At 70.3% G+C, this 20,322-nt stretch carries 18 protein-coding genes; 13 read left to right on the top strand and 5 right to left on the bottom strand.

Features of this window, described 5'->3' with window-relative positions:
* Positions 1-304: 304 nt before the first annotated feature.
* From ACFYXC_RS18445 to ACFYXC_RS18465, 5 genes are all read left to right on the top strand, one after another.
* Positions 305-1,129 (top strand): helix-turn-helix domain-containing protein, encoded by an 825-nt coding sequence (locus tag ACFYXC_RS18445; protein ID WP_389552855.1) that lies wholly within the window; start codon positions 305-307, stop codon positions 1,127-1,129.
* A gap of 80 nt (positions 1,130-1,209) precedes the next feature.
* Entirely contained in the window at positions 1,210-2,670 is a 1,461-nt protein-coding gene (locus ACFYXC_RS18450) for an aldehyde dehydrogenase family protein (RefSeq protein WP_389552670.1), read from the top strand.
* A 111-nt stretch (positions 2,671-2,781) separates the two neighbouring features.
* On the top strand, positions 2,782-3,423 hold the full coding sequence (locus tag ACFYXC_RS18455) for a PadR family transcriptional regulator (RefSeq protein ID WP_388911716.1): 642 nt from the start codon (positions 2,782-2,784) through the stop codon (positions 3,421-3,423).
* A gap of 87 nt (positions 3,424-3,510) precedes the next feature.
* Complete coding sequence (locus tag ACFYXC_RS18460) at positions 3,511-4,536, top strand: ATP-binding cassette domain-containing protein (RefSeq protein WP_389552673.1); 1,026 nt, start codon at positions 3,511-3,513, stop codon at positions 4,534-4,536.
* Positions 4,533-5,294: an ABC transporter permease gene (locus ACFYXC_RS18465; RefSeq protein ID WP_389552676.1), complete on the top strand. Its 762-nt coding sequence runs from the start codon at positions 4,533-4,535 to the stop codon at positions 5,292-5,294. Before ACFYXC_RS18460 ends, ACFYXC_RS18465 begins: the two co-directional genes overlap by 4 nt.
* Before the next feature lie 91 nt (positions 5,295-5,385).
* Here the strand turns inward: ACFYXC_RS18465 and ACFYXC_RS18470 are convergent, their stop codons facing one another.
* Complete coding sequence (locus ACFYXC_RS18470) at positions 5,386-6,792, bottom strand: glutamate decarboxylase (RefSeq protein WP_389552679.1); 1,407 nt, start codon at positions 6,790-6,792, stop codon at positions 5,386-5,388.
* A 163-nt stretch (positions 6,793-6,955) separates the two neighbouring features.
* Here ACFYXC_RS18470 and ACFYXC_RS18475 point away from each other — a divergent pair, with 163 nt between their 5' ends.
* Positions 6,956-7,717, top strand: coding sequence for a MerR family transcriptional regulator (locus ACFYXC_RS18475; protein ID WP_389552682.1), 762 nt, complete (start codon positions 6,956-6,958; stop codon positions 7,715-7,717).
* A 103-nt stretch (positions 7,718-7,820) separates the two neighbouring features.
* Here the strand turns inward: ACFYXC_RS18475 and ACFYXC_RS18480 are convergent, their stop codons facing one another.
* Positions 7,821-8,186: a YbjQ family protein gene (locus ACFYXC_RS18480; RefSeq protein WP_388911701.1), complete on the bottom strand. Its 366-nt coding sequence runs from the start codon at positions 8,184-8,186 to the stop codon at positions 7,821-7,823.
* 142 nt (positions 8,187-8,328) lie between these two features.
* Here ACFYXC_RS18480 and ACFYXC_RS18485 point away from each other — a divergent pair, with 142 nt between their 5' ends.
* Entirely contained in the window at positions 8,329-9,306 is a 978-nt protein-coding gene (locus ACFYXC_RS18485) for a DedA family protein (RefSeq protein ID WP_389552685.1), read from the top strand.
* A 183-nt stretch (positions 9,307-9,489) separates the two neighbouring features.
* Here the strand turns inward: ACFYXC_RS18485 and ACFYXC_RS18490 are convergent, their stop codons facing one another.
* Together ACFYXC_RS18490 and ACFYXC_RS18495 are read right to left on the bottom strand one after the other, a co-directional pair.
* A complete protein-coding gene (locus ACFYXC_RS18490; protein WP_389552688.1) occupies positions 9,490-11,145 on the bottom strand; it encodes a threonine/serine exporter family protein in 1,656 nt (551 codons plus the stop codon).
* 106 nt (positions 11,146-11,251) lie between these two features.
* Entirely contained in the window at positions 11,252-11,743 is a 492-nt protein-coding gene (locus ACFYXC_RS18495) for an inorganic diphosphatase (RefSeq protein WP_033321679.1), read from the bottom strand.
* Positions 11,744-11,822: 79 nt separating this feature from the next.
* Between ACFYXC_RS18495 and dacB the strand changes: the two genes are divergently transcribed.
* The 6 genes from dacB (at position 11,823) to folE (ending at position 19,655) form a co-directional block, all read left to right on the top strand.
* Positions 11,823-13,439: a D-alanyl-D-alanine carboxypeptidase/D-alanyl-D-alanine-endopeptidase gene (gene dacB / locus ACFYXC_RS18500; protein WP_389552692.1), complete on the top strand. Its 1,617-nt coding sequence runs from the start codon at positions 11,823-11,825 to the stop codon at positions 13,437-13,439.
* Positions 13,440-13,662: 223 nt separating this feature from the next.
* Positions 13,663-14,784 carry a zinc-dependent metalloprotease gene (locus ACFYXC_RS18505; protein WP_388911689.1) on the top strand — a complete coding sequence of 374 codons (1,122 nt, stop codon included), beginning with the start codon at positions 13,663-13,665 and terminating at the stop codon, positions 14,782-14,784.
* A 172-nt stretch (positions 14,785-14,956) separates the two neighbouring features.
* Positions 14,957-15,985, top strand: a complete 1,029-nt coding sequence (tilS, locus tag ACFYXC_RS18510) for a tRNA lysidine(34) synthetase TilS (protein WP_388911686.1) — start codon at positions 14,957-14,959, stop codon at positions 15,983-15,985.
* Between the two features lie 105 nt (positions 15,986-16,090).
* Complete coding sequence (gene hpt / locus ACFYXC_RS18515) at positions 16,091-16,651, top strand: hypoxanthine phosphoribosyltransferase (protein WP_143640508.1); 561 nt, start codon at positions 16,091-16,093, stop codon at positions 16,649-16,651.
* A 214-nt stretch (positions 16,652-16,865) separates the two neighbouring features.
* Positions 16,866-18,905, top strand: a complete 2,040-nt coding sequence (ftsH, locus tag ACFYXC_RS18520) for an ATP-dependent zinc metalloprotease FtsH (protein WP_388912176.1) — start codon at positions 16,866-16,868, stop codon at positions 18,903-18,905.
* A 144-nt stretch (positions 18,906-19,049) separates the two neighbouring features.
* On the top strand, positions 19,050-19,655 hold the full coding sequence (gene folE / locus ACFYXC_RS18525) for a GTP cyclohydrolase I FolE (protein ID WP_388911683.1): 606 nt from the start codon (positions 19,050-19,052) through the stop codon (positions 19,653-19,655).
* Between the two features lie 172 nt (positions 19,656-19,827).
* On the opposite strand, the gene ACFYXC_RS18530 is transcribed toward folE, so the two are convergent.
* Positions 19,828-20,313 carry a DUF3180 domain-containing protein gene (locus tag ACFYXC_RS18530; RefSeq protein WP_389552696.1) on the bottom strand — a complete coding sequence of 162 codons (486 nt, stop codon included), beginning with the start codon at positions 20,311-20,313 and terminating at the stop codon, positions 19,828-19,830.
* Between the last annotated feature and the right edge of the window lie 9 nt (positions 20,314-20,322).

A 20,322-nucleotide genomic window follows, 5' to 3' on the forward strand; every position in this document is an offset into this window, starting at 1 on the left:
TGGCGCGAGACCATCGTTCCCAATGCGTTCAGCAGATGCAAGGGCAGATGCACGTGCACGCGCCCGAATTGGACCTTCCCATGCCACTTCTTGGTCATTTTTTCCGCCATCTCCGCGTCACTTTTCTGGGTCTGGCTTGTCTTCTCCTTGTCGATTCCTGTGTTTCTCCCCTGAAAGCTTGCCGTTTCTGTAACCGAACGAGTACTGCTTGAAGTGTTTTAGTGGCAGACTGCGGCCCTTGAAGACGGGTTGGGGAGGCTTGGCGAACGTGAGCGCGCAGGAGTCGGGATCGGTGGTACGGCGCATGCTGCTGGGCTCGCATCTGAGGCGGCTGCGCGAATCGCGCGGGATCACCCGGGAGAAGGCCGGTTACTCGATCCGCGCCTCCGAATCGAAGATCAGCCGTATGGAGTTGGGCCGGGTGAGCTTCAAGACGAGGGACGTCGAGGATCTGCTGACGCTCTACGGGATCGCCGACGAGGCGGAGCGCAAGTCGCTGCTCTCCCTCGCCAAGGAGGCCAACGTCGCGGGGTGGTGGCACAGTTACTCGGACGTCCTGCCCAGCTGGTTCCCGACCTACGTCGGTCTGGAGGGCGCCGCCGCCCTGATCCGCTCGTACGAGGTCCAGTTCGTGCACGGGCTGCTGCAGACCGAGGCGTACGCGCACGCGGTGGTCTCCCGCGGCATGAAGGGCGCGAGCGCGGCCGACGTCGAGCGGCGCGTGGCGCTGCGGCTGGAGCGCCAGAAGTACCTCGTGGCCGAGAGCGCACCCCAGTTCCACGTGGTGCTGGACGAGGCGGCGCTGCGCCGGCCGTACGGCGACCGGAGCGTGATGCGCGGCCAGCTCCAGCACCTCATCGACATCTCCCAGCGCTCCAACGTGCGGCTCCAGGTCATGCCGTTCAGCTTCGGCGGGCACGCCGGGGAGAGCGGCGCCTTCACGGTGCTCAGCTTCCCCGAGTCCGATCTGTCCGATGTGGTCTATCTGGAGCAGCTCACCAGTGCGCTGTATCTGGACAAGCGCGAGGACGTCGCCCAGTACGAGAAGGCGATGAAGGAGCTCCAGCAGGACAGTCCGGGCCCCGACGAGAGCCGCGATTTGCTCAGAGGACTGCTCCAACTCTCCTGAAACACCCGTACGATGACATGTGATCAGACCGTGAAGACGACCGGGCTGTTGCCTTCGGCTGCAAGGGATTGAGGAATCACATGTCGTCCTACTTCACCGACCTGGCTCAGCAGTACATCGACGGCCGGTGGCGCCCGGGTACCGGCTCCTGGGACATCATCGACTTCAACCCGTACGACGGGGAGAAGCTGGCCTCGATCACCATAGCCACGGTCGACGAAGTGGATCAGGCATACCGGGCCGCCGCCCGGGCGCAGAAGGAATGGGCGGCGACGAACCCGTACGCGCGGCGGGCCGTCTTCGAGAAGGCCCTGCGGATCGTCGAGGAGCGCGAGCGGGAGATCACCGAGGTGATCATCGCGGAGCTCGGCGGCACGCATCTGAAGGCCGGCTTCGAACTGCACCTCGCCAAGGAGTTCCTGCGCGAGTCGGTGAACCTGGCGCTGCGGCCCCAGGGAAAGATCATTCCCTCGCCGGGCGACGGCAAGGAGAACCGCCTCTACCTCGTCCCGGTCGGCGTCGTCGGAGTGATCAGCCCCTTCAACTTCCCGTTCCTGCTGTCGCTCAAGTCCGTGGCGCCGGCCCTGGCCCTCGGCAACGGCGTGGTCCTCAAACCGCACCAGAACACCCCGATCGTGGGCGGTGCCCTGGTCGCGAAGATCTTCGAGGACGCGGGCCTGCCCGCCGGTCTGCTGAACGTCGTGATCACCGACATCGCGGAGATCGGCGACGCCTTCATCGAGCACCCGGTCCCGAAGGTCATCTCCTTCACCGGCTCCGACAAGGTCGGCCGCCATGTCGCGACCGTCTGCGCCGCGCAGTTCAAGCGCTCGATCCTCGAACTGGGCGGCAACAGCGCCCTGGTGGTCCTGGACGACGCGGACGTCGACTACGCCGTGGACGCCGCCGTCTTCAGCCGGTACGTGCACCAGGGCCAGGTCTGCATGGCCGCGAACCGCGTCCTCGTGGACCGCTCCGTGGAGGCCGAGTTCACGGAGAAGTTCGTCGCCAAGGTGAAGACGCTGAAGGTCGGCGACCCGAGCGACCCGCAGACCGTCATCGGCCCGCTCATCAACTCCTCGCAGGCGGACGCCGTCACGGGTGTCGTGGCGCAGGCGATCGCCGAGGGCGCCACCGCGCTCGTGCACGGCGCCGCCGCCGACAACCTCGTCGAGCCGACCGTCCTGACCGGCCTGCCCGCCGACTCGGAGATCCTCCGCCAGGAGATCTTCGGACCCGTGGCACTCCTCGTCCCGTTCGACGGCGAGGAGGAGGCCGTACGGATCGTCAACGACACCCCGTACGGGCTCAGCGGAGCCGTGCACACGGCCGACGTCGAACGCGGTGTCGCCTTCGCCCAGCGGATCGACACGGGCATGTTCCACGTGAACGACGGCACCGTGCACGACGAGCCGCTGGTCGCCTTCGGCGGCGAGAAGTCCTCCGGCATCGGCCGCCTGAACGGCGAGGCGACGGTGGAGGCGTTCACCACCCAGAAGTGGATCTCGGTCCAGCACGGCCGCAGCTTCTTCCCCTTCTAGCCGCGGCTCCTCCCCGTTCCTGCGGACGGCCGCCGCCCCGTCCCGGCGGACGGTCGCGTCCCGGTGGGGCCCGCAGCCGGGGCCGCCGCCGGCCGTCCTACGCTTGGCCGCATGTCAGCGATCCGCCTCCTCGTCCTCGGCGCCGTACGCCAGCACGGCCGGGCCCACGGCTACCAAGTGCGCAACGACCTGGAGTACTGGGGGGCGCACGAGTGGTCCAACGCCAAGCCGGGCTCGATCTACCACGCGCTCAAGCAGATGGCGAAGCAGGGACTGCTGATCGCGCACGAGATCGCCCCCTCCACGGCCGGCGGCCCGCCGCGCACCGAGTACGAGATCACGGAGAAGGGCACGCAGGAGTTCCTCAGAATCCTGCGCGAGTCGTTGACCGCGTACGACCAGAAGCCGGACATCCTCTCCGCGGCGCTCGGCTTCATGGTGGACCTCGGCCGTGAGGAGGCGCTCGAACTCCTGGAGGAGCGGGTGCGTGTCATCGAGGAGTGGCGCTCGGCCGTCACCGAGCACTACGTGCCGGAGGACGGCCCCGTCCAGTTGGGCCACATCGGCGAGATCATGAACTTCTGGGTCCACTCGGCCGACAGCGGCGCCGAGTGGACCCGTGGACTCATCCGGCGGATCAAGGACGGCGCGTACAGCTTCGCGGGCGAGGGCGAGCCGTTCGTGGGGGTCCTGGCGGAGGGCGAGGAGAACCCGTACAGCACGGGTGAGACGCATCCGGGAGATGCCAGGTAATCAAGTTTGACTAAGGCGGCCCGCGGGCATACTCTCGGTCGCTGAACTGGTAGTCAAGTTTGATTACCTGAAGACGGAGGGAGCCCGATGACCGACGCGATCGTCGTCGAGGGCGTACGGAAGCGGTACGGAGACACAGACGCGCTGGACGGGCTCGACCTGCGGGTCGGGCGCGGCACGGTGCACGCGGTGCTCGGCCCCAACGGCGCGGGCAAGACGACCCTGGTCCGGATCCTGTCCACACTGCTGCGGCCCGACAGGGGCCGCGTGGAGGTGGCCGGGCACGACGTGCTGACCCGGGCACGGGAGGTGCGCCGCCGCATCGGCCTCCTTGGCCAGCACGCGGCGCTCGACGAGGAGCTCGGCGGCCGGCAGAACCTGGAGATGTTCGGGCGTCTCTACCACCTGGGTGCCCGCCACGCGCGCGTGCGGGCCGGCGAACTCCTGGAGCGCTTCGACCTCGCGGACACGGGCCGCAAGGCGGTGAAGCAGTACAGCGGCGGGATGCGGCGCCGGCTGGATCTGGCCGCCTCGCTCATCACCGAACCGGAGGTGATCTTCCTGGACGAGCCGACCACGGGTCTGGACCCGCGCGGCCGGGCGGAGGTCTGGAAGGCGGTGCGCTCCCTGGTCGGCGGCGGTACGACCGTACTGCTCACCACGCAGTACCTGGAGGAGGCCGACCAGCTCGCCGACCGGATCGCGGTCGTCGACCGCGGGCAGGTCGTCGCCGGCGGCACCGCGGACGAGCTCAAGGCCCTGACGGGCGGGGACCGCATCGACGTGGTGCTGCGGGACGGCGGTCAGCTGGGAGCAGCGGTCGCCCTGCTGCCGCTCGCCCGGCCGGAGGTCTCCGTGGACGTCGACCGGCGTCTGCTGAGCGCCCCGGCCACCGACCGCATGAAGGTCCTCGCCGGGGTCGTACGGGCCCTGGAGGAGGCCGGCATAGAGGCCGAGGACGTGGCCCTGCGGCGGCCGACGCTGGACGAGGTGTTCCTGCACCTCACCGCGGGCGGCGATCCCGGCGCGGACCCCGGCACGCACCCCGCCGCGGACCGCGGTCCGGTCTCCGGCCCGGACTCCGGCTTCGACCCCGTGAAGGAGACGGCGTGACCACGTACGCGCTGAGCGATTCCTGGACCATGACCCGGCGCGAACTGGCCCACTGGGCGCGGCAGCCGGCCCAGGTCCTGGTCGGTCTGGCTTTCCCCGTGATGCTCCTGCTGATGTTCGGCTACCTGATCGGCGGCGGTCGGGGTGTCGACGGCGACTACGTCGACTTCCTGCTGCCCGGCATGCTCGCGCTCACCATGGCCTTCGGCCTGGAGGGCACGATGCTGGCCGTCACCCAGGACCTCAACAAGGGGGTGATCGACCGCTTCCGGTCGATGCCCATGGCCGACGGGGCGGTTCTGGTGGGCCGTTCGATCGCCGACATGCTCCAGTCGGCGCTCGGCCTGGCCGTGCTGATGGGGGTCGGGTACGCGCTCGGCTGGCGCGTGCACGGCACCCTGGGCGCCTTCGCGGGGGCCTTCGGGCTGCTCCTGCTGCTGCGGTTCGCGATGCTGTGGATCGGCATCCTGCTGGCGATCGTGGCCGGGAAGCCCGAGATGGTGCAGGCCGTGCAGATCCTCGTCTGGCCCGTCGGCTTCCTCTCCAACGCCATCGCGACCCCGGAGTCCATGCCGGGCTGGCTGGGCACGGCCGTCGAGTGGAACCCGCTGTCCCAGACGGCCGCGGCCGTACGCGACCTGTTCGGGGCGCCGGGCGCCGAGGCGGGGCACGTCTGGGTGGCGGTGGCCTGGCCACTGGCCCTGCTGGCGGTGTTCTTCCCGCTGGCGGTACGGCGGTTCGGGGCGCTGGACAAGTAGGTCGTCCGAGCCGTCCCCCGGCCCTCAGCCGCCCTGCGGAGGGCCGGGGGACGGAGGGCCCGGGGGACGGCGGGGGCGTGGCGGGGGCGGCTCAGTGGTGGAAGCCCGTCGCCGCGTCCTTGTCCCGGGTCGCCGGACGCGACTGCCGGCGCAGTTCGGGCAGCAGGCGCGTCAGGTCCTCGGTGAACAGTTCGGCGAGGTCGGAGGAGAAGCCGTTGCGGCACACCACCCGCAGCACGGACAGGTCCTCGCGGTTCGGGGGGAAGGTGTACGCGGGCAGCAGCCAGCCCCGCTCCCGCATGCGCCGGGACACGTCGAAGACGTCGAACGCCGTGACCTCAGGCGCGGTGGTGAAGGCGAACACCGGCAGCTGGTCGCCCCGGGTCAGGAGCCGGAAGTCGTCGAGGGCCCCGATCCGTTGCGCGAGCCCCTGGGCGACGTCCCGGGTCGTCCGCTGGACGGCCCGGTAGCCCTCGCGGCCCAGCCGCAGGAACGTGTAGTACTGCGCCACCACCTGGGCCCCCGGGCGGGAGAAGTTGAGGGCGAAGGTCGGCATGTCGCCGCCCAGGTAGTTCACCCGGAAGACCAGTTCCTCCGGCAGCTCGGCGGCCGAGCGCCACAGGGCCCAGCCGACGCCCGGGTAGACCAGCCCGTACTTGTGCCCCGAGGTGTTGATGGAGGCGACGCGCGGCAGCCGGAAGTCCCAGACCAGGTCCTCGTCGACGAAGGGGGCGACCATCGCGCCGGACGCCCCGTCCACGTGGACGGGGACGTCCAGACCCGTGCGCGCCTGCAACGCGTCCAGCGCGGCGCAGAGGTCGGCGACCGGCTCGTACGACCCGTCGAAGGTGGAGCCGAGGATGCCGACGACCCCGATGGTGTTCTCGTCGCACAGCTCGGCCGCCGCCTGCGGGTCCAGGTGGAAGCGGTCGCCCTCCATGGGGACCTGGCGTGCCTCCACCTCCCAGAAGTTGCAGAACTTCTCCCAGCAGACCTGGACGTTGACACCCATGACGAGGTTCGGGCGGGCGCCCGGGTACCGGTCCGCGTTCCGCCGGGTCCAGCGGCGCTTGAGCGCCATGCCCGCGAGCATGCACGCCTCGCTGGACCCCGTGGTCGAACAGCCCACGGCGGCGGCCGGATCGGGCGCGTTCCACAGGTCGGCGAGCATCGCCACGCACCTGCGCTCCAGCTCGGCCGTGCGCGGGTACTCGTCCTTGTCGATCATGTTCTTGTCCCGGCACTCACCGAGCAGCACGTCGGCCTGCGGCTCCATCCAGGTGGTGACGAAGGTCGCGAGGTTGAGCCGGGAGTTCCCGTCCAGCATCAGTTCGTCGTGCACCAGCTGATAGGCGGTGGAGGGCGCCAGGGGCCCGTCCGGCAGCCGGTGCCGGGGCGGGGCCTCGGTCATGCCGCCGACCGGGTTCGCCTCCCCGTAGAAGGGGTTGACGGTCGAGGGGTGCTCGTCGGACTTCGCGGGGCCTCGGTGGAGCGGCATGGTGCCTCCGGTCGTCGGGGTGGGGCCGAGGTCTCCATGGTGGGCCACCCCGCCGTCATAAGAGGGTAAAAGCGACATGACGCCGGGAGGATCGCGGGCTTGCACCTCCCGTGACGTGAGGGCTCACTCTGGGGCGTGTACCGAGAAGGAGGGAGCGGAAGCGATGAGCCATTCGGTGGGACAGGTCGCCGGTTTCGCCGGGGTGACGGTGCGGACGCTGCACCACTACGACGAGATCGGCCTGCTCGTACCGGGCGGGCGCAGCCACGCGGGCCACCGGCGCTACAGCGACGCCGACCTCGACCGGCTGCAGCAGATCCTCTTCTACCGGGAGCTCGGCTTCCCGCTCGACGAGGTCGCCGCCCTGCTCGACGACCCGGACACGGACCCGCGCGCGCACCTGCGCCGGCAGCACGAGCTGCTGTCCGACCGGATCGAGAAACTGCGGAAGATGGCGGCGGCCGTGGAACACGCCATGGAGGCACGCACGATGGGCATCGATCTCACACCCGAGGAGAAGTTCGAGGTCTTCGGCGACAAGGACCCCGAGGAGCACGCGGAGGAGGCCGAGCGCCGCTGGGGCGGCACGGAGGCGTACGCCGAGTCGCGACGGCGGACCGCCCGCTACGGCAAGGACGACTGGCAGCGCATGCAGGCCGAGGTCGCCTCCTGGGGCGAGCGCTACGCCGCCCTCGTGGCGTCGGGGGAGCGCGCCACGGGGGAGCGCGCCATGGACCTGGCCGAGGAACACCGGCTGCAGATCGACGAGTGGTTCTACGAGTGCCCGTACGACATGCACCGGTGCCTGGGCGAGATGTACGTGGCCGACGAGCGCTTCACGGCCTATTACGACGCCATGGGTCCGGGGCTGGCCGCGCACCTGCGGGACGCGATCGCGGCGAACGCGGCACGCCACGCGGGGTAGCGGCCGGTGTGGTGTCCACGCGCCGGTAAGCGGTTCGCGCGCGCCGGTAAGCCGGTAAGGGGCGTCCGCAACGGCGGGCGCCCCTTACCGGCGAAGGGACCCGCTACTCCTTGACCATCACCACGGCCGTGCCGTACGCGCACACCTCCGTCCCCATGTCGGCCGCCTCGGTCACGTCGAAGCGGAACATCAGCACGCCGTTGGCGCCCCGCGCCCGTGCCTGTTCGATGAGCCGCTCCATCGCCTGGTTGCGGGTCTCCACCAGTGTCTTGGTGAGGCCCTTCAGCTCGCCGCCGATCATCGACTTCAGGCCCGCGCCGATCTGGCTGCCCAGATGTCTGGAGCGGACCGTCAGTCCGAAGACCTCACCGATGACCTGTTCGACCCGGTAGCCGGGTACGTCGTTCGTCGTCACGACCAGGACGTCGGGCCGGGGACCCTGACCGCCGCCGTATTCTTCGATGCCCATGGCTCACAGCTTTGTCCCAGTCGGGGCACAGTGCATCCTCTAGGACCCGGTGGAACCTGGGCACGTCATGGTGCGTTGATAACTTTGGTCGGCCACACCTTCGCCCGCCGCCGATCCCACCACCCCACAGGAGCCCGGAAACGTGACGACGCTTGCCCTTGGCCCAAGCTGGTTGGATCCGGACTACCTGCTCGACTCGTTCGGTATCTGGGGCCTGCTCCTGATCGTCTTCGCCGAGTCGGGCCTTCTCATCGGCTTCTTCCTGCCGGGTGACTCGCTGCTGTTCACGGCGGGCATGCTGATCACCGCCGACACCCTGGACTTCCCGCTGTGGGGCGCCATCGCGCTGATCTGTGTCGCCGCGATCGTCGGTGACCAGGTGGGCTACATGTTCGGCAAGAAGGTGGGGCCGTCGCTCTTCACCCGGCCGGACTCCCGCCTCTTCAAACAGGAGAACGTGGTCAAGGCCCACGACTTCTTCGAGAAGTACGGCCCGAAGTCCCTGGTCCTGGCGCGCTTCGTGCCCATCGTGCGCACGTTCACGCCGATCATCGCCGGCGTCAGCGGCATGAAGTACCGCTCGTTCCTGATCTTCAACGTGGTCGGCGGCATCCTCTGGGGCGCCGGTGTCACGCTGCTGGGCTCCTGGCTCGGCAGCATCGAGTTCGTCCGCAAGAACATCGAGCCGATCCTGCTCCTGATCGTCTTCATCTCGGTGGTCCCGATCATCATCGAGTTCCTGCGGGCCCGCGGTAAGTCCAAGAAGGGCGCGGCGAACGGCGCGCAGCCCGAGCCCGGGAACACCCACGTTCCGCCGGCCGGCCCCACCATGGACGACCACACGACCCAGCTCCGCCGGATCCCCCCGGCCGCCCAGCAGAACGGCTACGACCAGCAGCACGGCGGGCAGCACGGCCAGGACCGGGGCTACGGCGACCAGGGTTACGGCGACCAGGGACAGCAGCACTACGACCAGTACGGCAACCAGGACTACTACCAGCAGCAGCCGCAGCAGCCGTACGGCCAGGACCAGAACTACGGCCAGCAGCAGTGGCAGTACCCCGAGGACCAGCAGCAGTACCAGCAGTACCCGTACGGCCAGGACCAGCCCAGGAACTGAACGAACCCACCTCGCGCCCCCCCCAGGGGCGCGGGGAACGGCGCGACCAGCCCATGACGGCCGTCACCCGGCTGATCAGCCTCCCAGCGCCCTCCAGGGGCGCGGGGAACGGCGCGATCAGCCCCCGACGGCCGTCACCCGGCGAACGACACCAGCCCCCCCCACCCAGACCCCGCGGGTGCGCTAGAACCCGCGGGTCCGCTTCGCGGCCCGCCGCGCACCCCCCGCCGCCCCCGGCAGCCGCAGGAACAGCCGCGAGATCTCGGACCCCAGGTTCATCCCGATCGCGATGGCCATCGCGAGCGCGGCGGCCTTGGTCAGTGACACCAGCCCCTCGTCGACGTCGTTCTGCGCGATGGCGAGCAGCCCGAAGTACGTGGCGGAACCGGGCAGCAGCGGCCCGATCGCCGCGGTCGTGTACGGCAGCGCGGAGGCGAACCGGTAGCGCGACATGAGCTGCCCGAAGAGCCCGACGAGTCCGGCCGCCACGGCCGTCGAGGCGACCGGCGAGATCCCGCCCGCGTAGTGCATGGCGCCGTACACGCTCCAGGCGACCCCGCCGTTGAGGGTCACGACCAGTACGGTCGAGCGTTCCTGCTGGAGCAGCACCGCGAAGGTGAGCGTCAGGAGCATCGAGGCGGCGATCTGCCACAGCGGCCGCTCGGCGGAGAGCAGGGCCGCGTCCGGATTGAGCTCGGCGCCCAGCGTCACACCGAAGTACAGGATGACGAGGACGCCGATGACGATGCCCACGTAGAAGTACATGACCTCCAGGAGCCGGGCCGCCGCGGTGATGTAGTAACCGGTGAGCCCGTCCTGTACGCCCGCCACCAGCGCCCGCCCGGGCAGCAGTGCGAACAGCCCGCCGGTGATCACCGCGGACGCCCGCACGTCGACGTGCGCGAGGGTGAGCGCGGCGCCCATCGCGGCGGCCGGCATCGCGGCCACCGTGAACTGGTAGAACTCCGGCAGCCCGCGCCCGGCGCAGAGCCAGGCCAGCCGGTCGCCGAGCATCGCGCCGACGGCCGCCGCGACGAACACGATCAGGTCGCCGCCGACGAGCACGGAGGCCGCGCCCGCCAGCAGCCCGGTGGCCGTGGTCAGCACCCAGCCGCTGTACGGGTGCCGGTTGCGGCGGATCTCGGCGAGCCGCCGGTAGGACTCCTCCAGGGACACCTCGGTCTGGTCGTCGCTGATGTCGTCGACGAGCTGGTACACGGCCGCCAGGCGCGTGTAGTCGGTGCCCCGGCGCCGCACGGTCCGCGAGGCGGAGATCGGGTCCTCGACCAGCGACGGCTGGTACGAGACGGTCAGCAGGGTGAAGGTGACGTTCGGCTCGCAGCGGTCGAGGCCGTAGGAGCGGCAGACGGCGAACATCGCCGCCTCCACGTCCTCGGCACCCTCGCCGCCCGCGAGCAGCAGCTCACCGATACGCAGGGTCAGGTCGAGGACGCGCGGCACGGCGGGACCCTCGTCCTCCGCCTTCTGCACGGTGTCGGGCACGGGCCGCTCGGTGACCGGCATGCGCAGCATCGTGCGCATCCGGTCCTGCCAGGGAGCGTCCTTGGTGAGGTCGACCCGCGGGACGCCCGCGGGCGGTGTGAAGGCGGCCGGCGCGTGTCCGGAGCTGTACGTCCTGGGTCTGCTGAACGCCGAGCCCTCGGACTCGGCGGGAGACACCGCCGGCACGCCCAGCCCCTTGGGGAGGGCGAACTCCGACGTCGTCGACGACTCCTCCTCGACCGGCGGGACCTGCGCCACCACACCGCTCGGCGGGATGAACGCGCTGCGCGCCTCGTCCGACTGCGGCTTGCGGTCCTCGACCTCCGGCTCCGTCACCCACTACTCCCGAACTCGCACTTCCGGTACGCCCCAGTATGCGCACCGACACACGAACGGGCCGCGCGACCCCATCGGGGTCACGCGGCCCGCAGGACACCGGGGGTCAGTGGCCGCCCGTCTCCTTGAAGCGCTTGTAGGACCGCTCGATCTCGGCCTCGGCGTCCGTACGGCCCACCCAGTTGGCGCCCTCGACGGACTTGCCCGGCTCCAGGTCCTTGTAGACCTCGAAGAAGTGCTGGATCTCCAGACGGTCGAACTCCGACACGTGGTGGATGTCCCGCAGGTGCTCCACGCGCGGGTCGTGCGCGGGGACGCACAGCAGCTTGTCGTCGCCGCCGGCCTCGTCCGTCATACGGAACATGCCGATCGTGCGGCACTGGATGAGGCAGCCCGGGAAGGTCGGCTCGTCCAGGATGACCAGCGCGTCCAGCGGGTCGCCGTCCTCGCCGAGGGTGTTCTCGACGAAGCCGTAGTCGGCCGGGTAGCTGGTCGAGGTGAAGAGGCGACGGTCCAGACGGATCCGACCGGTCTCGTGGTCCACCTCGTACTTGTTCCGTGAACCCTTCGGAATCTCGATCGTGACGTCGAACTCCACCGGTTGCTCCTCCATGATCAGCACATAGTTCTGGTGGTTAAGTGTCCCTCACGCAGGTGTGTGATCGCGAAAGGGGCTGGTGGTCGTGCCGGAGCTGAAGACCTGGCGGGCCGCGAGACCGCATGTGATGCGGGTCGCGCGATCCGTGCGGCCGCGACTCGTACGGGCCGCGGAGGTCGTCAGGCCGCCGCTGGCCCGGGCAGCAGGAGTCGTGAAGCCGCTGGTCGAGCGGCCGTCGACCGTGCGGTTCACGACGGGCGCCGCCACCCTCGGACTCGTCGTGGCGGCCACCGTGGTCACCGCGGCCGGGCCGTGGGACTCCACCGGTCAGCGTACGGCGGAGCGCGACCGGGCCGCATCGCGGGAGCTCGCAGGTGGCGCAGATCACGGTCATGTGTCCGGTACGTCCGGAAAGGCGCCGGCGCCGGCTCCCAGCGCCGCGTCCGTGCTCGCCGGGCTGGCCGGCACCTCCGCGGACTCCGCGCCGTCCCCCACGGAGAAGGCCCTCGCGAACGTCCTGGGGCCGCTGCTCGACGACCCCTCGCTGGGGACCGACCGCGCGGGCGCCGTCGTGGACGTGGCCACCGGCAGGCGCCTGTACGGCAAGGGGGCGGGCGAGGCGCTGACCCCGGCCTCCACCACCAAGATCGCCACGGGCGTGGCGGCGCTCACCGCGGCCGGCGCGGACCACCGCATCGCGACCCGCGTGGTCCTCGAACCCGGCACCGAGGAGGTCGTCCTGGTCGGCGGCGGCGATCCCACCCTGACCGCCCGCAAGGACGCGAACGGCAACGCCAGCCTGCGCTCCCTGGCCGACGGTACGGCCCGCGCCCTGAAGTCGCTGAAGTCCCGCAAGGCCGGCAAGGCCGGCAAGGCCGGCAAGGTCACGCTCTCGTACGACACCTCGCTCTACGCGGGCCCCGCCGTGCACCCCATAGGGCACAACACCAACATCGCCCGGGTCACCGCCCTCATGGTCGACGAGGGCCGCCTCGACGACTCCACGAGCGGCCCCGCGGACCGCGGTACGGATCCCGCGGGCGACGCGGCCCGGAAGTTCGCCGAGCTCCTCCACGAGCGGGGCATCGAGACCACGACCCCCGGCACCTCCAAGGCGTCCGGCCGCGCCAAGACCCTCGCCACCGTGCAGTCCCCGCCCCTCTCCGCGCTGGTCGAACGCATGCTGACCAGCAGCGACAACGACATCGCCGAGGCCCTGGCCCGCCAGACCGCCCTCGCCTCCGGCGAACCGGCCAGCTTCAAGGGCGGCGGCGCGGCGACCCGCAGGCAGCTGAAGAAGCTCGGGCTTCCCCTCAAGGGGGCCGAGTTCGCGGACGGCAGCGGCCTGGACCGCGCGGACAGGCTCAGTGCGGACCTGCTCACGGCCCTGCTGGCCGAGGCCGCCGACCCGGACCGCCCGGAGCTGCGCCCGGTCCTCACCGGGCTGCCCGTCGCCGGCTTCACCGGCACCCTCAGCAAGCGGTACGCGGGCCGGCCGGGCACCGGCGTCGTCCGCGCCAAGACCGGCACCCTGACCGGCGTGCACACCCTCGCGGGCACGGTCGTGGACACCGAGGGGCGTCTTCTCGCCTTCGCCTTCCTGGCCGAGTCCGATCCGCCCGCGAACGCGGAGACCGCCCAGCGGGGCCTGGACGAACTGGCCTCGACGTTGGCGACCTGCGGCTGCGACCGGTGAGCCGCTGCCGGAGTTCGTCTGCGGGCCGGTGGGGGCCGGTCGCGCAGTTCCCCGCGCCCCTGGAAGCGGGGCTGCGCCCCGGCTTCCGGGCTTCCGGGAGCGCGGGGAACTGCGCAACCAGCTATGACACCAGCTGCGACGCGCGTGCACACGGCCCACGAGCGGAGGCACCCGGATCGCCCACCCCTGCCCCAAGCGGCAGCGCTCCCGTACGGTTGACGGCATGAGCATCCGTGGTGCGGAGATGGTCGACTGGAATCTCGCGGTGGCGACCGCGACCCGGCTCGTACGGCCGGGGCCGGAGGTGAGCCGCGACGAGGCCAGGGCTGTCGTCGCCGAGCTGCGCCGGCACGCCAAGGCGTCGGAGGAGCACGTCCGCGGGTTCACGCGGATGGGCGGGGACGACCTCCACGACACCCCGATCCTCGTCGTGGACCGCCCGGGCTGGGTCCGGGCGAACGTCGCCGGGTTCCGGGAGATCCTCAAACCGCTGCTCGACAAGATGCAGGAACGTCGCGGCAGCACCCCGGGCGGAGCCGTCTTCGGCGCCGTCGGCGGCAAGGTCACCGGCGTCGAGCTGGGCATGCTGCTGTCCTTCCTGTCCTCCAGGGTCCTCGGCCAGTACGAGACGTTTGCCCCGGCCACCCGGGAACTGCCCGCCGCTGAGAACGGCGGCGGCAGGCTCCTCCTGGTGGCGCCGAACATCGTGCACGTGGAGCGCGAACTCGACGTCCAGCCGCACGACTTCAGGCTCTGGGTCTGCCTCCACGAGGAGACCCACCGCACGCAGTTCACGGCTGTGCCCTGGCTCCGCGACCACCTGGAGAGCGAAATCCAGTCTTTCCTGGGGGAGACCGAGGTCGACCCCATGACCGTCCTGGAACGCGTCCGCGAGGCCGCCCAGTCCCTCGCCGGCGGCCGCCCCGAGGGCGAGGAGGGCGACGAGCCGCGCTCCATCGTCGAGATCGTCCAGACCCCCGCCCAGCGCGAGATCCTCGGCCGGCTCACCGCCGTGATGTCCCTCCTGGAGGGCCACGCCGACTTCGTGATGGACGGCGTCGGCCCCGCGGTGGTCCCCTCCGTCGCCGAGATCCGCGAGAAGTTCCAGCAGCGGCGCGCCCGCGGCGCCTCCCGCCTCGACCTCGCCCTGCGCAAGCTGCTGGGCCTCGACGCGAAACTGCGCCAGTACCGCGACGGCGAGCGCTTCGTCAGCGCGGTCGTGGACGAGGTGGGCATGGACGGCTTCAACCGCGTGTGGACCTCGCCGAACACCCTTCCCACCAAGTCGGAGATCGCCAAACCGGCGGACTGGGTCGCGCGGGTGCACCGTAAGGCAGAGTCGTGAACTGAATCCGGCCGACGGCAGGTGAACGCCCCTCCAATCACCCGTCCGAGGGACCGTGAGCCATGGGTAGGCGTGCAATGCTCGGGGAACGGCCCGGTTCTGTCACCATCGAGACACTCTGAGTGACCGAACCCGGGCTCACCCCCCGACAATTTCATGAAGGGAACCGGACATGGGTCCCCATCCTGCGGTCGCGGCGATACGCCTGGCGGTCCGCCGCGTACTCCATGACGTCCTCACCGATCACGCTCCCCAGCGCGCCCCCGACACGCCCTCGCGCGCGCCGCTCGTGCTCGTCGCGTGCTCCGGCGGCGCCGACTCCATGGCGCTCGCCTCCGCCCTCGCCTTCGAAGCACCCAAACTCGGCGTCCGCGCCGGCGGCGTCACCGTGGACCACGGCCTGCAGTCCGGGTCGGACCTGCGCGCCGACGAGGTCGTCCTGCGGCTCACCGAGCTCGGACTGGACCCCGTCGAGTCCGTCGCGGTCACCGTCGGCCGGGACGGCGGCCCGGAGGCCGCCGCCCGCGACGCCCGGTACGCCGCGCTGGACGCCGCGGCCGAGCGGCACGGCGCCGCCGCGGTCCTGCTCGGCCACACCCGCGACGACCAGGCGGAGACCGTCCTGCTCGGCCTCGCCCGCGGGTCCGGGACCCGCTCGCTGTCCGGCATGGCCGCCGTCTCCGGAGGGCCGGGCGCCGACCGCCGCTACCGTCGCCCGTTCCTGCACCTGGACCGGCAGACCGCCCGCAAGGCGTGCATGGTCCAGTCGCTGCCCGTCTGGGACGACCCGCACAACGCCGACCCCGCGTACACCCGGTCCCGGCTGCGCCACGAGGGGCTGCCCGCCCTGGAGAAGGCCCTGGGCAAGGGCGTCGTCGAGGCCCTCGCCCGTACGGCCCAGCTCTCCCGTGACGACGCCGACGCGCTCGACGCGTGGGCCGGCCGGGCCGAGGCGTCCGTACGCGACGCGGCGGGCCTCCTGGAGTGCGCCAAGCTGTACGCCCTGCCGCCCGCCGTGCGCCGCCGCATCCTGCGCCGCGCCGCGATCGAGGCCGGGGCGCCCGCCGGTTCGCTGTTCGCCCGGCACATCGAGGAGATCGACCGGCTGATCACCGGCTGGCGCGGCCAGGGGGCCATCAACCTCCCGGGCCGGGTCGTCGCTCAGCGGCAGGGTGGCAGACTGGTGATTCGGCAAGGCTGAAAAAGAGTCGCCCTTCGGGCGGCGACTCCCTCGGAGGGCAACCCCTCCGGGGAGCGGCGCTCTGCACGGAGGGCCGGGAAGCAGCCGGTGGGACGACCGAAAGTGATGCGGGTGGACGCGAAAGACCTGGGCACCGACCTCAAGTCGGTGCTCATCACCAAGGAAGAGATCGACGCGAAGCTGGGCGAGCTGGCCGCGAAGATCGACGCGGAGTACGCGGGCAAGGACCTGCTGATCGTCGGTGTCCTCAAGGGCGCGGTGATGGTCATGGCGGACCTGGCGCGGGCCCTGTCCACCCCCGTCACCATGGACTGGATGGCCGTCTCCTCGTACGGCGCGGGCACCCAGTCCTCCGGAGTGGTGCGGATCCTCAAGGACCTCGACACCGACATCAAGGGCAAGCACGTCCTGATCGTCGAGGACATCATCGACTCCGGGCTGACCCTGTCCTGGCTGATCTCCAACCTCGGCTCCCGCGAGCCCGCGTCCCTCAAGGTGTGCACGCTGCTGCGCAAGCCCGAGGCCGCGAAGGTCGCCATCGACGTGGAGTGGGTCGGCTTCGACATCCCGAACGAATTCGTCATCGGGTACGGCCTCGACTACGCGGAGAAGTACCGGAACCTCCCGTTCGTCGGTACGCTCGCGCCGCATGTCTACGGCGGCTGAGGCACCCTGGACGGGTGACGTCCCGCCCACCGGGGGCACACCCCCGTGGGACGACCGGGAACCCCAGCGGGTCTCGCGCCGTTGGAGCATACGTGGACGGGGTCTGTCAGCCGGACCGTGCAGCTTCGGGTGACAATGCTGAGGTACCGTCCGAAAGAACAGTCTTATCAAACTCACTATGGCAGGAGGGACGGGGCGGCACCGCTCCGTATGGATGGACGTGAAGCGATACTTCCGTGGGCCGGTCATGTGGATCGTGCTGGCCGTCCTTGCCGTGGTCGTGTTGATGCAGGTCGTCGGCTCGTCCGGCGGCTACAAGACGGTGGACACCGGCCAGGTCGTCCAGGCGATCAATGACAACAAGGTCCAGCAAGCCAAGATCACCACTGGTGACGAGCAGATCGTCAAGGTCGAGCTCAAGGACGGTGACAAGGTCGAGGGCAGCTCGAAGATCCAGGCGAGCTACATCGGCGACCAGGGTGTGAACCTGGCCACCACCCTCCAGAACAAGTTCCAGAACAAGCAGATCCCCGACGGCTACACGATTTCGCCGACCAAGCAGAACGCTTTCGTCGGAATCCTGCTGTCCCTGCTTCCCTTCGTCCTCATCGTCGTCGTCTTCCTGTTCCTGATGAATCAGATGCAGGGTGGCGGCTCCCGGGTCATGAACTTCGGGAAGTCCAAGGCGAAGCTCATCACCAAGGACACCCCGAAGACGACGTTCGCCGACGTGGCGGGCTCGGACGAGGCGGTCGAGGAGCTCCACGAGATCAAGGAGTTCCTCCAGGAGCCCGCGAAGTTCCAGGCCGTCGGCGCCAAGATCCCCAAGGGCGTGCTCCTCTACGGGCCTCCCGGTACGGGCAAGACGCTGCTGGCGCGTGCCGTCGCGGGCGAGGCGGGCGTCCCCTTCTACTCGATCTCCGGTTCGGACTTCGTCGAGATGTTCGTCGGTGTCGGTGCCTCCCGGGTCCGTGACCTGTTCGAGCAGGCCAAGGCGAACGCCCCGGCGATCGTCTTCGTGGACGAGATCGACGCGGTCGGCCGCCACCGCGGCGCCGGCCTCGGCGGCGGTCACGACGAGCGCGAGCAGACACTGAACCAGCTGCTCGTCGAGATGGACGGCTTCGACGTCAAGGGCGGCGTGATCCTCATCGCCGCCACGAACCGTCCGGACATCCTCGACCCGGCCCTCCTGCGGCCCGGCCGCTTCGACCGCCAGATCGCGGTCGACCGCCCGGACATGCAGGGCCGTCTGGAGATCCTCAAGGTCCACCAGAAGGGCAAGCCGGTCGCGCCGGACGTCGACCTGTCGGCCGTCGCCCGCCGCACCCCCGGCTTCACGGGCGCGGACCTGTCGAACGTGCTGAACGAGGCCGCGCTGCTCACCGCGCGCAGCAACCTGAAGCTGATCGACAACCACATGCTCGACGAGGCGATCGACCGTGTGGTGGCGGGCCCGCAGAAGCGGACCCGGATCATGTCGGACAAGGAGAAGAAGATCACCGCGTACCACGAGGGCGGACACGCCCTGGTCGCGGCGGCCTCACCGAACTCCGACCCGGTCCACAAGATCACGATCCTCTCCAGGGGCCGTGCTCTGGGCTACACGATGGTCCTGCCGGACGAGGACAAGTACTCCACGACCCGCAACGAGATGCTCGACCAGCTGGCCTACATGCTGGGCGGGCGCGCGGCCGAGGAGCTCGTCTTCCACGACCCGACCACGGGTGCGGCGAACGACATCGAGAAGGCCACCGCCACGGCCCGCGCGATGGTCACGCAGTACGGCATGACCGAGCGCCTCGGCGCCATCAAGTTCGGCGGCGACAACACCGAGCCCTTCCTGGGCCGGGAGATGTCGCACCCGCGCGACTACTCGGAAGAGGTCGCCGCGCTCGTCGACGAAGAGGTCAAGAAGCTCATCGAGAACGCGCACAACGAAGCCTGGGAAATCCTGGTCGAGAACCGCGACGTGCTCGACGCGCTGGTGCTCCAGCTGCTGGAGAAGGAGACGCTGAGCAAGGAGCAGATCGCCGAGGTCTTCGCTCCGATCGTCAAGCGTCCGGCCCGTCCCGCGTGGACCGGCTCCTCCCGCCGCACGCCGTCCACCCGCCCGCCGGTGCTCTCCCCCAAGGAGCTGTCACTGACGAACGGGACGAACGGTTCGGCCCCCGCGATCACCTCGAAGGCCACCGCGACCGCGGAGCCGCACCCGGTGACCGAGCCGGCCCCCGAGGACCGTACCGAGAGCTGACGATCTCGCCCATCGGCGGCCTCACCAGGCCCGGAATGGATGCCGCGCCCCCCAGGTCCTAGCCTGGGGGGCGCGGCATCTTCGTGTGCCGGGTTGCGAGACGCGTGGTCCACACGTGTGAGAGGCACAGAAACGAGGCACCAGATGACCGACCCCGTGAGGCTGGACGGCGAGGGCGAGATCGGCGATTTCGACGAGAAGCGCGCCGAGAACGCCGTACGAGAACTGCTGATCGCGGTCGGCGAGGATCCGGACCGGGAAGGGCTGCGGGAGACGCCCGGGCGGGTGGCCCGGGCGTACCAGGAGATCTTCGCGGGGCTTCGGCAGCGGGCCGAGGACGTCCTGACGACGACGTTCGACCTCGGACACGACGAGATGGTTCTGGTGAAGGACATCGAGGTGTTCTCGACGTGTGAGCACCATCTGGTGCCGTTCCGGGGGGTCGCGCACGTCGGCTACATCCCGAGCACGTCCGGGAAGATCACGGGGTTGTCCAAGCTGGCCCGGCTCGTGGACGTCTACGCCCGGCGGCCGCAGGTACAGGAGCGGCTCACCACGCAGGTGGCCGACTCACTGATGGAGATCCTGGAGCCGCGGGGCGTGATCGTCGTGGTGGAGTGCGAGCACATGTGCATGTCCATGCGTGGCATTCGTAAGCCGGGGGCGAAGACCATAACGTCGGCCGTGCGGGGGCAGTTGCGGGACGCGGTCACGCGTAACGAGGCGATGAGTCTCATCATGGCGCGCTAGCGGTTGCGCTCCGCGCGTTTGCGGGGGTGGGGGGTGGGGTGGGGCGGGCGTTTGTGGGGGTGTGCGGGTGCGTTGTGGCTGGGCGCGCAGTTCCCCGCGCCCCTTCGGGCGCGCCCCTCGGGGGCGCCTCGGGGCGCCCCTTGGGCGGGGGTGTCCCCGCTCTGAAGAGGGCTCAGGCCGCGGGGGCCGGGGTGCCGTTTGTGTCGTCGTCTTCCGGGAGTCTGCAGACTCGTTCCAGGAAGAAGGCGGCCGCTATGACGGCGATGCCTGCCAGGACCGAGAAGCCGGCGTAGATGGCCTGGTCGCGGCGGGCGGGGATGTCCAGGGACTCCAGGAGGAAGACGCCCGTACCGCCGTACATGCCGGCGACGAGGGCGGCGACCAGGGCGCTGGCCTGGCCGAAGACGACCGAGCGGGCGGCCATCATGGGGTCGACCCCCTTGGCGCCGGGGCGGCGCTCGCGCTGGGCCTTGAGACGGGTCCGCAGGGAGAGCGCCGTGGCCAGCAGGACCACGCCGATCAGTGCCAGGACGATCGGGGCCGCCAGGGGGACCCGGGGGAGCGTGCCCACCGAGTTCCACAGGCGGGCGCCTGCCCAGGACAGCACCCCGGCCACGAGGAACACCGCGGCCAGCGTCCTGATGCGCAGCTCTTTCACTCAGTTCCT

It is taken from the genome of Streptomyces sp. NPDC002701, from assembly GCF_042889045.1.
Lineage (GTDB): Bacteria > Actinomycetota > Actinomycetes > Streptomycetales > Streptomycetaceae > Streptomyces.